We start from the raw sequence: 12,330 nt of genomic DNA on the forward strand, positions 1-12,330 counted from the left end.
TAAGAACTAGATGAACTACAGCCCCCGGATCCAAGATATTCCCGCTAGCGAACGACCGCGCGAACGCCTGGTGGCAGTGGGGGCCAAATATTTATCCAATGCCGAATTAATTGCCATCTTGATCAGCACTGGCGATCGCCACCGCAACCTCTCCGCCGTCGGCCTCGCCCAATTTATTTTGCACACCTGCAGTCAGGGTAAGCGGGATCCCTTTGATGTGTTGCGCCACACGACCCCCCAGGAACTGACCAGCATCCCTGGAGTGGGCCTTGCCAAAGCTGCCCAGATCCTCGCCGGGATCGAACTCGGCAAACGAATTTTCCAGGCGAAACCCAGCGAAAAAATCATCGTTGATAGTCCCGAAGCAGCGGCGATCGCCCTCAGCAACGATCTCATGTGGCAAGACCAAGAACGCTTTGCCGTCCTCTGCCTCGATGTGAAAAATACCCTAATCGCCACGAGGGTTGTCACCATTGGTTTAGCCACCGAAACCCTAGCCCACCCCAGGGAAATTTTCCGCGAAGTCATCAAACATGGAGCCACTCGCTTGATCATCGCCCACAATCATCCTTCCGGTAATGTCGATCCCAGTCCCGAAGATTTACAACTCACCGAACGCTTACTACAATCCGCCCAAATTCTCGGCATTCCCCTCCTCGATCACCTGATCCTTGGCCGTGATAACTTCGGCAGCCTACGCCAAAAAACAGCCCTCTGGGACTCTTACCCCCAACCAGAATAAGAAATATTTTTCGATAAACTTTTCCAATAAAAATTGTTTCAACTCAAAACAATAATGTATGGAATCTGTCGACTTTATAGGCCTTTTGGTGACATTTATTTCCGTATTTTCTTCCATTGATCTTGGTCACAACGATAAACTAAAAATTAGAAAAATATGGCCTAAAGCCTTGATAAACCGAGAGAATCACCGTTTTAAAAAAGGCAAAGCCACCATAGTGAAGTCTTAAATCAACCTTAAACCGTCACGAACTCACAATAATTTGAAGAACTTTTCACAGATCCTTGATCGATATTTAAGAAACACGACAAATGATGACCGAATTCTGAGCAAGATCAGACCCACACGCTAACGTAAAAGAAAAGAAGACCTCACACGCTTAGAAAAACAACTCAACACTCAATATGACTAAACGAACCTTTGGCGTCATCGGCCTCGCGGTAATGGGCGAAAACCTAGCCCTCAACGTTGAACGTAATGGCTTCCCGATTGCCGTGTACAACCGCACCGCCAGCAAAACAGAAGAATTTATGGCGACCCGCGCCGTCGGCAAGGACATCAAAGCCGCCTATAGCCTCGAAGAATTTGTCCAACTCCTCGAACGTCCCCGCAAAATTTTGGTGATGGTTAAAGCCGGGGCTCCCGTTGACTATGTAATCAATGACCTCAAACCGCTTCTAGAAGAAGGCGACATGATCATCGATGGCGGTAATTCCCTCTATGAAGACACTGAACGTCGCACCAAGGATCTCGAAGCCACAGGTTTAGGTTTCGTTGGTATGGGAGTCAGTGGTGGCGAAGAAGGTGCCCTCAACGGCCCTAGTCTGATGCCCGGTGGAACAGAAGCCGCTTATAGGGAGCTCGAACCGATCCTGACAAAAGTTGCCGCCCAGGTAAACGATGGCCCCTGCGTTACCTTTATTGGGCCAGGCGGTGCAGGTCACTACGTCAAAATGGTGCACAATGGCATTGAGTACGGTGATATGCAGCTGATCGCCGAAGCCTACGATCTCTTAGCAAACGCCGCAAAGCTAAACCATACGGAACTCCATGAGGTCTTTACGGAATGGAATCAAACCGATGAGCTCAATTCTTTCTTAATTGAGATTACCGCTGATATTTTTAAAAAAATTGACCCTGAAACCAATCAGCCCCTGGTAGAACTGATCCTCGACAGTGCAGGGCAAAAGGGCACTGGACGCTGGACAGTGGTGAGTTCCCTGGAGTTGGGTGTGCCAATTCCGACGATCTATGCCGCTGTGAATGCAAGGGTGATGTCAGCCTATAAAGATGAACGGAAAGCCGCATCCTTGGAGTTACCCTCACCGGAGCGCGTTTATCGGGGTGATATTAAAACCTTTATTAACCAAGTACGGGATGCGCTTTATTGCTCGAAGATGTGTTCCTATGCCCAAGGGATGGCCCTGCTGGGTAAAGCTTCAGCGGAGTATGGCTACAACCTAGACCTCGGTGAAACAGCGCGGATCTGGAAGGGGGGCTGTATCATTCGGGCAGGCTTCCTCGACAAGATTAAGGCGGCCTATGTGGAAAATCCAAATCTGCCGAATTTGTTACTGGCGCCGGAATTTAAACAGTCAATTATCGATCGCCAAACTGCGTGGCGGACAGTTATTTTGGCGGCAAATGAATTGGGGATTGCAGTACCAGCTTTTAGCGCCTCGTTAGATTATTTTGATAGCTATCGTCGGGCGCGTTTACCCCAAAATCTGACCCAAGCCCAGCGGGATTACTTTGGGGCCCACACCTACGAACGAACCGATAAATCCCGGGGTGAGTTTTTCCATACGGCCTGGGCAGAGTAAGTCCTGTATTGGGCCAACAGATTCAATGAGCGGCTATTCATTCAAATGATATAGATATTTTCCGCAAAACATTCTCCCTTCTATCGACTGTGGTGGAAGGGTTTTTGTTGTTTTAATAGAAAAAGTTTCAATGGATAGCACTCGACATGGTAGCGACGGCATCACAATTAATTTCCCAAGCTCAGGCCTTTGACTGGATTGAAAAAATTATTCGGGCGGCAGAATCGGACGGGGTCATGGTGGCGATCGCCGAACGGGAATCTACCCTAGGCCGATTTGGAGAGAACCAAATTCGGCAAAATTTACAAAAAAATCAGTTTGAAATAACAATCACAAGTTCTTTCGGCTCCCGTAGTGCCAGTGTCACCACCGTCGAACAAGACTGGGAGCAGATCCAGGTGGCGTTACGGCGGAGTGAAGATTTAGCGAGGCTTGCCCCAGAGGATCCCGAATGGGTACCGCTTTTAGCAAAACAAGTGTACGCAGCGCGGACGGCAAAATTTGATGCCGCAACGTTGCAGCGATCGCCTTTACAGCGGGGAGAATTAATTCAGCAGGTGTGCCAGTGGAGCGAGGCAGCCGGAGTAAACGGGTCAGGAATTTTAAGTACCAGTGCTAAGGTTTATGCCCTGGGGAATTCGGCGGGCTTACGGGCAGGCGATCGCCAAACCCAGGCAGAATTTAGTTACACGGCCAAAATTGGCAATGGCTCCAGTTGGCAGAGTCGCACAGCCTGGGGGATTGATGAGTTGCCCATCGAGCAAATGGTACTGACCACCATGGAGCGGGCAAAGCGATCACAAAATCCCCGTCGGGTTGAACCCGGTACTTACCCAGTGGTTCTGGGAGCCGGAGCAGTTGCTAATCTGATCCCCCGATTAGTTTGGTATATGTCGGCACGGGCTGCCGCCGAGGGACGCAGTTATTTTGCCAAACATCCCCTCGGTGAACAAATCTTTAGCCCATTGGTGAATCTATACCGTGATCCGGCCCATTCCCTGTTACAAACCGGAGCCTTTGACAGTCAGGGTTTGCCCTGTAATCCATTGGCGATCGCCACTGAAGGGATTCCGAGAACCCTGAGCTATGACCGTTACTGGGCGCAGCAAACCGGCCAAGAACCCACTGGGAGCCTTTTTCCCCTGGTGATGACGGGTAGTGACCAGACTGTCGCTGATTTAATTGCCCAGACAGAACGGGGAATTTTTATCAATCGTGCTTGGTATGTGCAGGCGGTGAATCCTCAAACCCTCGAATTTACAGGCATGACCCGCGACGGCACTTTTTGGATCGAAAATGGGAAACTTGCTTACCCGATCTGTAATCTACGTTTTAATCAATCTTTGCCCGATTTACTCCGGGATGTGGAGGCGATCGCCACCCCAGAACGCCACGGCAGTACCGTGGTTCCGGCCCTTAAGGTGAAAAATTTTCACTTCAGCAGCGTTACCGACAGTATCTAGAAGCTTAAATACTTCAAAACTATTTTTAGATGGGCAGAGGGGGACTTGAACCCCCATGACCGAAGTCGCCACATTTTGAGTGTGGTGCGTCTACCAATTTCGCCATCCGCCCTTGGATGAACCTTTGTGATTATAAACTGAATCTCTGTTTTGAAGCAAGAGGGAATATTCCTGGGAACTCGCCCACCGCCAGATTTCCTGGGCGCGCACCACCGGTAGGGGATGGGTGAGTTGGGTGGTTTGAGTTTCCTGCAACAGTTGACCCAACTGATTTTGGCTCAAATATTCGTAGGTTTTGGCCTGTTCCATGAACGCATCCAGGTTCAACAACGGGGCCAAACTCGGCGAGCCTCCCGCTAATTTCATCAGCACCGACATCATAATTTTTGGATCTTGACTCACCAAAAAAGCAGCGCGATCGCAACTCAGTTCCGCACAACGTAACCAGGCCAACATCTGATTTTGCAGAGACTGGGAAAGTAAGCTTCCCCACACTGGGAGGGCATTAGTGGCCAGCATTAGCAGATTCGCCAGGGTCAGATAAACGCCATGTTCGCACTTGAGGTGCCCCAGTTCGTGGGCCATAACCGCCTGGAGTTCTGCTTCTGTGAGGATTTCTACCAGGGCCGTGTGGATCACCATAAAGGGTTTTTGGCCCCGCATAGCAAAAGTATAGGCATTGGGCACAGGATTTTGTTGGATGTAGAGATCCGGCGGCGTCAGATCCAGTACCTGGGCGGCTTCCTGGAGGAGGTGATGGAGGTGGGGCAGTTGGCGATCGCCCACCAAAATGCTCGACGCGAGATTATTGAACTGAAAAACCTGCTCTGCCGTTGACCCCAAAAAAGAGCGTACCAACAGATCCAAACCAGGGAGGCGGCGGAGGGCGGCAGTGGCTTCTTGATCTAGGGGATGGCGAAACTGATCTGCGGTTAGGCCGGTAAAATAATGCTTCACGCCAATAATCACCTCTACTGTTGTTTACTCAGACAGCCAGTTCTTCACCTTGGCCAACTCTTTCCAATCCGGTCTCCGCTTGAGGCCATCGTCAATATTTTCAAAAATATCTTGGCGCACCTCTTCACTGAAATCCATCACCTTTTGCACCAGTTCGATGTGCTTGCGTACCCCTTTACCCCCAGTACCAAGGAGCGCAAGGGCGAGATTTACATGGGCTTGGGGATTGCGGTGGTCAATTTTGACACTGCGTTGGGCGGCAGGGAGGGCGAGGTCTGCTTTCCCCCGGAGTAAATGTAACCAAGCCACACAGCTCCAGGCGGCGGCATTTTTCGGATCGAGCCGACAGATTTCGATAAATTCTGGCAGCAGGGCATCCGGGGACTCGCCGGCATCGTAACGCTTAAAACCAGCTTCAAACCGTTGTTCGATGGTTAATTCGGTCATAGTTGTCATTCAGGCTCATAAAAAACAGGCACCTTGCCGACCGCATGAGGGGCAAAGACGCGATTTTCTATTAAACCCCAAAAGATTTCCCACAACCACAGGTTTGGTTGGCATTGGGGTTGGTGAACTGGAACCCACCGCCAATCATTGCATTGCTGTAATCCAGGACGAGGCCATAGAGATAAAGCATACTTTTGCGATCGCAGATGATCTTAAAACCGCCTTCGTAGTCAAATACTTCATCATGTTCGCTGACATTGTCGGGGCGATCAAAGTCCATCATGTAGGACATTCCCGAACATCCCCCCTGGCGCACACCCACTCGCAACCAGAGGTCTTGGCCCTGTTGTTCGCGGAGCATCAGGACGTGCTTGAGGGCGGTTTCAGTGAGTTGGATGCCGGGGGCAGTAGTTGTTTGTGTCATGGCTGCTCGATGATTTCCACACAATCTATGGGCTGAACATGACCCTATTTTAACTGTTCTCTGGAAGCTCAGGCAGGGCAACCGGGGCGATCGCCTGGGGAGAGCGGGGTAATTTTTCCACTTCCGGTAATGTTTCTAAGAGGAGGCGCGGCGCTTGCATTCCCCCCGAAAGTCGTTTTAGAAGCTGAGGTCGGGGGTCATGGAGGAGGTAAATAAGTTCGTCTTCGGCCTTGAGATCCTCTAGCGATCGCACGATCATGAGGCTGGCTTGGCGGCGGATGAGCAGGGGCAAAAATTTACCGGCATCAATGAGGGTTTGGAAGGGTAAAGTCTGGTTTTTATCCCTGGGGCCAATGGTTGTTTTTCCCAATTTGACCTGTTGATCAAGGATATATTGATTCCAAACTTTGACAGAAAAGCCGCCCCCAAAGACCTGACTGATTTTGCCCTTGTTGGCGATCGCATTGTCCGGATCCCCCTGTTCAAAAAACGCCGCTACCCTCGGCGGATGAAACTCTTCCATGATCCGTTGGGCCAACACTAAATTGACTTCCCCGTTGGTGGTGAGGGCGACAAAGGCTCCCATGGAGCTAATGCCAATTTCCTCTAGCACATCTCCATCTAGGGCGCTGCTTTGGTACACTTCCAACTGCTCCGTGCGGGCCGCTTCACAGGCTTTGGGGTCTGTATCGATGATCACCACCGACTCCCCCTGCTGCTGAAACAGCTGGGCCAACAGGCGACTGAGGGGACTAGAACCAACGATCACCGCTCCCCGCGCCTCAATGGAGGTAATTTTTAACTGCCGTGCAATCCATTTGGCCGACAAGCCTTGGATAAATACCGTCATCAAAATTGTCAAAAAAACCAAGGCCTTAATGGAAGCACCACCATTAAACCCTTTTTCCGTCAAAATAATCGCAAATAGAGAGGCGACCGAGGCCGAGACGATGCCCCGTGGCGCAACCCAAGCAACAAAAAATTTCTGCTTCCAATCCAGATCGCTATTGGCCGTACAAAGAGCAACGCTAATGGGGCGTACCACAAACATCAGCACCGCCACCGTAAAGAAACTCCCCCAACCCAAAGCAAAAATACTGGCAATGGACAAATCCGCCGCCAACAAAATAAACAAAACAGACACACAAAGAACCGTGAGCTGACTCTTAAACCGCCTTAGTAGCCGCTCTTCTGGGATGGAAAAGGCCCGGAGGACAATCCCTGCCACCACCGCTGTCATTAAGCCCGATTCTCCTCGCACTGACTGGGCAAAACCAAAGAGGCCCCAGATTCCCGCCAGCACCAACAAATTTTTTAAATCTTCAGACAGGAAGTTTGCCAGGCGCAAAAATTGACCCATGAGCCAGCCACCAGCGGCCCCAATAACGGCCCCGATCCCCAAACGGAGGGCCAAACCACTGGCCACTTCTCCCAGGCCCGCATCCACGTTCAAAATCGTATCGAGCACCACCACCGCCAGAATGGCCCCCACTGGGTCGATCAGTACACCCTCCCCCTCCAGGAGGGTTGCCACCTTACGGTCAACGGCCACTTGTTTTAGGAGCGGCCCCACCACCGTCGGCCCCGTCACCACCACCAAAGAGGCATACAAAAAGGCGATCGCCCAGGGAAACTCAGCGAGGTAATGGGCCGCAAGGCCTCCCCCCACCAAAGTGATTAAAGTACCGATGGTGACGAGGTTACGGAGGCTCCCGGAAACTTCATTTAATTCCTTCAGTTTGAGATTTAACCCTCCCTCAAACAGGATGACGGCCACCGCTAGGGCGACCAAGACCTCCAGGCCGACGCCAAATTCACTCGGATGCAAGATCCCAAAGCCATCTCCCCCCAGGGCAATGCCAAAAATCAGGAGGAGCACAATGCTCGGAATCTTTAAAAACTCACCACACACCTGGGCACTAATGCCCGCAAAGACGGTGATGATAATTTGCAACGTAAGATCAAAAGAATCTGTCATGCGGACGTTCTAGCTTGCCCCGGAGGGATCTGCAGCAATGCCATAAAATTAATCAAAGTATAGCTTCTCCCCTAATTTGTCCCTAGGGCGATCGCCTTTCCCCGTGGTGACTGCTCCGGATCTATCGCCGCAAACGAAAAAGCTGACTTTGCACTTTATACCGCTGGCCAGATTCATAAATTAAAGAAAGTTTACGGATTATGTCATAATTTTTCATAATTACTTCCTTGGTTTGCTAGTCAAATACCCTCTGAACGATGAGCGATCGCCCCATAGAAAAAACCCTCGCCGAAAAGGCTCCCGCCAGTTACGAATGCCCCAGCTGCGGTTACATTTACACCCCTGCAAAGGGAGAAAGCCGTACCAACACACCACCGGGCACCGCCTTTGAAGATCTGCCCCTCATTTGGAACTGTCCTGTTTGTAGCGTTGATCGCGCCCAATTTCGCAATATTGGTGCAGCGGATGCCCCCTCAGGTTTTGAAGAAAATCTGAAATATGGTTTTGGTGTGAATAATCTCAGCTCCAACCAAAAAAACCTACTCATTTTTGGGGCCATGGGCTTGGCAATCCTTTTCTTCCTGAGCCTTTATGGTCTGGACTAAAGACCCCCATAGCAAAGCCTTGTCTTAATTCCAAATTTTTACTTTTATTGCTTTTATATTGCGCTATGACTTCAGTTTTAGGTCTATTAAAACCCTTAAAAAAAGCCATTGCGGCGATCGCCGTTTTGGTATTGTGCATCGGCTGTGTCCAAGCACCAACCATTAGCGAAAATCCCTGGCAAGAAATCGACTTAAATACCGATTCGACCTTTGCCAATATTGCCTTTACCGACGACCTCCAACATGGCTGGCTTGTCGGTACCAAAGAAACCCTCTTTGAAACTACCGATGGCGGCAAGACCTGGGCCGAGCGAATTATTGATCTCGGTGACGAAAAAGAAAGTTTTACCGGTGTTAGCTTCTCTGGCCAAGAAGGCTGGATTACCGGACGGCCTTCGATCCTGCTCCATACCGACGATGGTGGTGAGCACTGGAGTCGCATCGCCCTCAGCAGTCAATTGCCCGGTGCCCCCTACAACATCACTGCCCTAGGGCCAAACACCGCCGAAATGGTCACCGACCTTGGGGCCATTTACAAAACCACCGACGGCGGCAAAAACTGGAAAGCCCTTGTCGAAGGTGCCGTTGGCGTTGCCCGTACCATTGAACGTTCTGCCGATGGTAAATATGTGGCCGTTTCTGCCCGGGGTAATTTTTATTCCACTTGGTCGCCTGGGGATACAGAATGGACGCCCCATAACCGGAATTCTTCCCGTCGCCTTCAGAGCATGGGCTTTAATGGCGAAGATAAACTCTGGTTGTTAGCCCGTGGGGGAGTTGTGCAATTTAGCGACGATACAAATCCAGACAATGCAGAAGCCTGGAGCGAACCGGTGACACCGCAGTATCGCAACAGTGTTGGTTTGTTGCACATTGGCTATCGTACTCCCGCAGAACTATGGGTCGTCGGTGGTAGTGGCAGTGTTGTTGTGAGTAAAGATGGTGGCGACACTTGGTTCCGGGACGCTGCCCTAGAAGAGATCCCGACAAACTTTTACCGGGTCGTTTTCTTAAATGAGAATAAAGGCTTCATCCTTGGGCAACAGGGGGTGATTTTACGGTACGATACATCCACGGAAGCGGCCTAAGGGCAACCCATTCTATTGTGGGAGTGTCTGTTAATTCCGTATGATATAGGCTAATTTGTTTAATAAGTTTTTTTTCATTAACAATTGAGAGGAGAATAGTCGCATGGCAGGTTCTACCGGAGAACGCCCGTTTTCTGACATTGTGACCAGTATTCGCTACTGGGTTATTCACAGCATCACCATTCCGATGTTATTTATTGCTGGCTGGCTCTTTGTGAGCACTGGCTTGGCTTACGATACTTTCGGGACACCCCGTCCTGACCAATACTTTACTGAAACTCGTCAAGAGATTCCCATTGTGACTGATCGTTACAAAGCGATTGATCAGATCAATGAGTTTAACAATTAAGTAACGCGCGTTTTTCTTTGCTGTATTCACTAAAAGGTTTTGTATTATGACAAGCGGTCCTAACCAACCTGTTTCTTATCCGATTTTTACCGTCCGTTGGTTGGCGGTGCACACCCTGGCTGTACCCTCGGTTTTCTTCCTAGGGGCGATCGCCGCTATGCAGTTTATTCAACGTTAGGAGCTTCCGATGGAAAGAAATCAAAATCCCAACAGACAGCCTGTGGAACTAAACCGGACTTCTTTGTACCTGGGTTTACTCCTGATTGCTGTGCTCGGTATTCTATTTTCCAGCTACTTCTTTAACTAAGCTGGCAGCCCTTTAATTTCAGCCCTTTAATTTATTTTTTTCGGAGGTTGTTCTCATGTCTGAAGGCGGAAAAATCCCACTTTGGATCGTTGCAGTTGTCGCTGGTATGGGCGTCATTGCGGTTGTCGGTATCTTTTTCTACGGTGCATATGCAGGGGTAGGCTCTGCGGTTTAGATGCACCATTTGCTCTAATTAATTGTTGAGACACCACCTACTCTAATCGAGGGGTGGTTTTGTTTTGGGAACTTCTCAGATGAAGGCAGGTCTGGGCAAGGCTGGGGATAGTCATTAGAAAATTTGGATAGATATGCAAAAGCAGTTGCGAAATCTGAAGGTATGGGGCATTGTTGGTCTCCTGTGTTTGGGCTGGGGAACCAGTGAAAAGGCGATCGCCGCCGAAACCCTCCGGCTAAAATTAGGGCCACTTCAACAAACTTTACAATTGCGGGATTTAGAAACCTTTGCCGAAACGGGTCAAGTTCCCCAAAGCCTCCGACCCTATGGGGTGTTTTTGGATGGTAATTTGCAGAAATTTCTCCAGCGACACTTAGAAATTGAACCAGAGATGGCGGATCAGTTTTTTGATCAGTTGTGGCGATCACCCACCGGAAAACAAATCCTGGCGCAAATTCAAACGGCTCTACCGGGGACTTCTGTCCAGGATCTCCAGGCAACGGTGAATCTGGTGTTGGGTCAGGGGGTCGAAATTAGTGCTCTGAATTTGTTGCAGGCTTACCCCAAGGAGGAACTGACCATTGATCTCACGGCGGTGGCCAGCCTCTTGTTGCAACTCAATTTACCGAATATTCAGAATCAATTGCTTGCCCCCAGGGTAACTGACGCCCTCGAAAGTACGGAACCGCAGATTTTCCAACGTGCAAACCTGAACCCCACGGCCCCCGGCTCCCAAACGGTGCGGCGCCAAAGTTTAATTCTGCAAGATGAAAGGCGCGATCGCACGATTCCCATTGATATTTTTGATAGTCCCCAATCCCAGTCTCAGTTGGTGGTTTTGTCCCATGGATTTGCGGCAAATCGTCATTTTCTTGATTATCTGGCGGTGCATCTGGCCTCCCATGGTTATACCGTCGTTACCCTCGATCATCCGGGCAGTAATATTCAGTCACTGTTTAATCCGGGCTTAAATCTTGATACTTTGCTCCCGGCGACGGAATTTGTCGATCGGCCCAAGGATATTCAGTTTGTGCTGGATCAACTGGAGCGCCTCAACCAGGATCAAACCCTCACAACCCGCTTTGCGACGAACAATGTAACGGTGATTGGTCATTCCTTTGGGGGCTATACAGCCTTGGCGATCGCCGGCGGAATTGTCGATCCCATTGCCATCCGCGCCCACTGCCAGCGGGCAACCCCCTTAACCAGAGCACCGGGGGACTGGCTCCAATGTGCGGCGGCAAAACTGCCCTATGACCAGTTGAATTTGCGGGATGAGCGGGTCAAGCAGGCGATCGCCCTTAATCCCCTCAGCGATCAAATTTTTGGGGAGCAGGGTTTAGAAAAAATTAAAATTCCGACCTTGATCGTTGCTAGTACAAAAGATACCGTCACCCCAAGCTTGGCTCACCAGTTGAAACCATTCCAGCAGTTAGGCGGTGAAAAATATCTCGTCGTCGCCGACGGCGCAACCCACATGAGCGTCACCGATGTCAGCAATCGCGACAGTGCCCTCGCCCAAAGTACCCTGGTGCCAGAGGTAATGGGCAACGCAGCGGAACCAGTCCGACAAATGGTGCGGGGGGTAAGCTTGAGCTTTTTGGCACGCCACCAAACTAGGGGGCAAAATTACCAACAGTTTCTCACGGGAGCCTACGTGCAATCCTTGTCTCAGGGGGCGATCAAGCTGCGCCTCACGGAAACGATTTCTCCAGAATTAGAACGATTTCTCAGTCGCTTACCCCAGGCACCCAGTTCTACCGCAGCAACGGCCCCGACCCAACAAGCTGCTTTTTTGAACATGGGGCGATCGCCAAACCCAAGCCCAAACCGCACCTATCCCCAAGGCGTTCTCACGGAAAGTCTCAAGCCATTGATGACGAACTTGGAAGCCGAAACCTTTCTCGCAATGAAACCGGACAATTTTGATGTCTTGTATCAAAAACCCGGAAGAATTTCGGAGAAACGGTAA

Annotated in this window: 14 protein-coding genes and 1 tRNA gene; 10 read left to right on the forward strand and 5 right to left on the reverse strand. The window is 50.4% G+C overall.

The genetic code is table 11. The annotated features are described in order from the left end of the window. The first annotated feature begins 10 nt into the window (after positions 1–10). From radC to AWQ22_RS01180, 3 genes are all read left to right on the forward strand, one after another. Positions 11–742 (forward strand): DNA repair protein RadC, encoded by a 732-nt coding sequence (radC, locus tag AWQ22_RS01170; protein ID WP_065709928.1) that lies wholly within the window; start codon positions 11–13, stop codon positions 740–742. Between the two features lie 404 nt (positions 743–1,146). Further along, entirely contained in the window at positions 1,147–2,565 is a 1,419-nt protein-coding gene (gene gnd, locus AWQ22_RS01175; protein WP_012305858.1) for a decarboxylating NADP(+)-dependent phosphogluconate dehydrogenase, read from the forward strand. A gap of 146 nt (positions 2,566–2,711) precedes the next feature. Then, positions 2,712–4,028, forward strand: coding sequence for a TldD/PmbA family protein (locus tag AWQ22_RS01180; RefSeq protein ID WP_065709929.1), 1,317 nt, complete (start codon positions 2,712–2,714; stop codon positions 4,026–4,028). A gap of 30 nt (positions 4,029–4,058) precedes the next feature. Here the strand turns inward: AWQ22_RS01180 and AWQ22_RS01185 are convergent. The 5 genes from AWQ22_RS01185 to AWQ22_RS01205 all read right to left on the reverse strand — a co-directional run bounded on the left by AWQ22_RS01185 (position 4,059) and on the right by AWQ22_RS01205 (position 7,834). After that, positions 4,059–4,140 (reverse strand) — tRNA-Leu (locus AWQ22_RS01185). Further along, positions 4,119–4,994: a M48 family metallopeptidase gene (locus AWQ22_RS16265; protein WP_071925395.1), complete on the reverse strand. Its 876-nt coding sequence runs from the start codon at positions 4,992–4,994 to the stop codon at positions 4,119–4,121. Before AWQ22_RS16265 ends, AWQ22_RS01185 begins: the two co-directional genes overlap by 22 nt. 15 nt (positions 4,995–5,009) lie before the next feature. Then, positions 5,010–5,441, reverse strand: coding sequence for a M48 family metallopeptidase (locus AWQ22_RS01195; protein WP_232321429.1), 432 nt, complete (start codon positions 5,439–5,441; stop codon positions 5,010–5,012). Between the two features lie 61 nt (positions 5,442–5,502). After that, positions 5,503–5,856 carry an iron-sulfur cluster assembly accessory protein gene (locus AWQ22_RS01200; protein ID WP_030006037.1) on the reverse strand — a complete coding sequence of 118 codons (354 nt, stop codon included), beginning with the start codon at positions 5,854–5,856 and terminating at the stop codon, positions 5,503–5,505. 49 nt (positions 5,857–5,905) lie between these two features. Then, positions 5,906–7,834 carry a sodium:proton antiporter gene (locus AWQ22_RS01205; protein ID WP_065709932.1) on the reverse strand — a complete coding sequence of 643 codons (1,929 nt, stop codon included), beginning with the start codon at positions 7,832–7,834 and terminating at the stop codon, positions 5,906–5,908. A 257-nt stretch (positions 7,835–8,091) separates the two neighbouring features. Between AWQ22_RS01205 and AWQ22_RS01210 the strand changes: the two genes are divergently transcribed. From AWQ22_RS01210 to AWQ22_RS01240, 7 genes are all read left to right on the forward strand, one after another. Beyond that, positions 8,092–8,439, forward strand: coding sequence for a rubredoxin (locus AWQ22_RS01210; RefSeq protein WP_012305864.1), 348 nt, complete (start codon positions 8,092–8,094; stop codon positions 8,437–8,439). A gap of 65 nt (positions 8,440–8,504) precedes the next feature. Then, a complete protein-coding gene (locus tag AWQ22_RS01215; RefSeq protein ID WP_065709933.1) occupies positions 8,505–9,527 on the forward strand; it encodes a photosynthesis system II assembly factor Ycf48 in 1,023 nt (340 codons plus the stop codon). Positions 9,528–9,630: 103 nt separating this feature from the next. Continuing rightward, entirely contained in the window at positions 9,631–9,876 is a 246-nt protein-coding gene (gene psbE / locus AWQ22_RS01220) for a cytochrome b559 subunit alpha (RefSeq protein ID WP_012305866.1), read from the forward strand. 46 nt (positions 9,877–9,922) lie between these two features. Further along, positions 9,923–10,054, forward strand: coding sequence for a cytochrome b559 subunit beta (gene psbF / locus AWQ22_RS01225; protein WP_012305867.1), 132 nt, complete (start codon positions 9,923–9,925; stop codon positions 10,052–10,054). A gap of 9 nt (positions 10,055–10,063) precedes the next feature. Then, positions 10,064–10,183: a photosystem II reaction center protein L gene (locus AWQ22_RS01230; RefSeq protein ID WP_012305868.1), complete on the forward strand. Its 120-nt coding sequence runs from the start codon at positions 10,064–10,066 to the stop codon at positions 10,181–10,183. 55 nt (positions 10,184–10,238) lie between these two features. Beyond that, entirely contained in the window at positions 10,239–10,358 is a 120-nt protein-coding gene (locus AWQ22_RS01235; RefSeq protein ID WP_012305869.1) for a photosystem II reaction center protein J, read from the forward strand. Positions 10,359–10,491: 133 nt separating this feature from the next. After that, positions 10,492–12,330: an alpha/beta hydrolase gene (locus tag AWQ22_RS01240; RefSeq protein WP_232321431.1), complete on the forward strand. Its 1,839-nt coding sequence runs from the start codon at positions 10,492–10,494 to the stop codon at positions 12,328–12,330.

This window comes from Picosynechococcus sp. PCC 7117 (assembly GCF_001693275.1).
GTDB lineage: Bacteria > Cyanobacteriota > Cyanobacteriia > Cyanobacteriales > MRBY01 > MRBY01.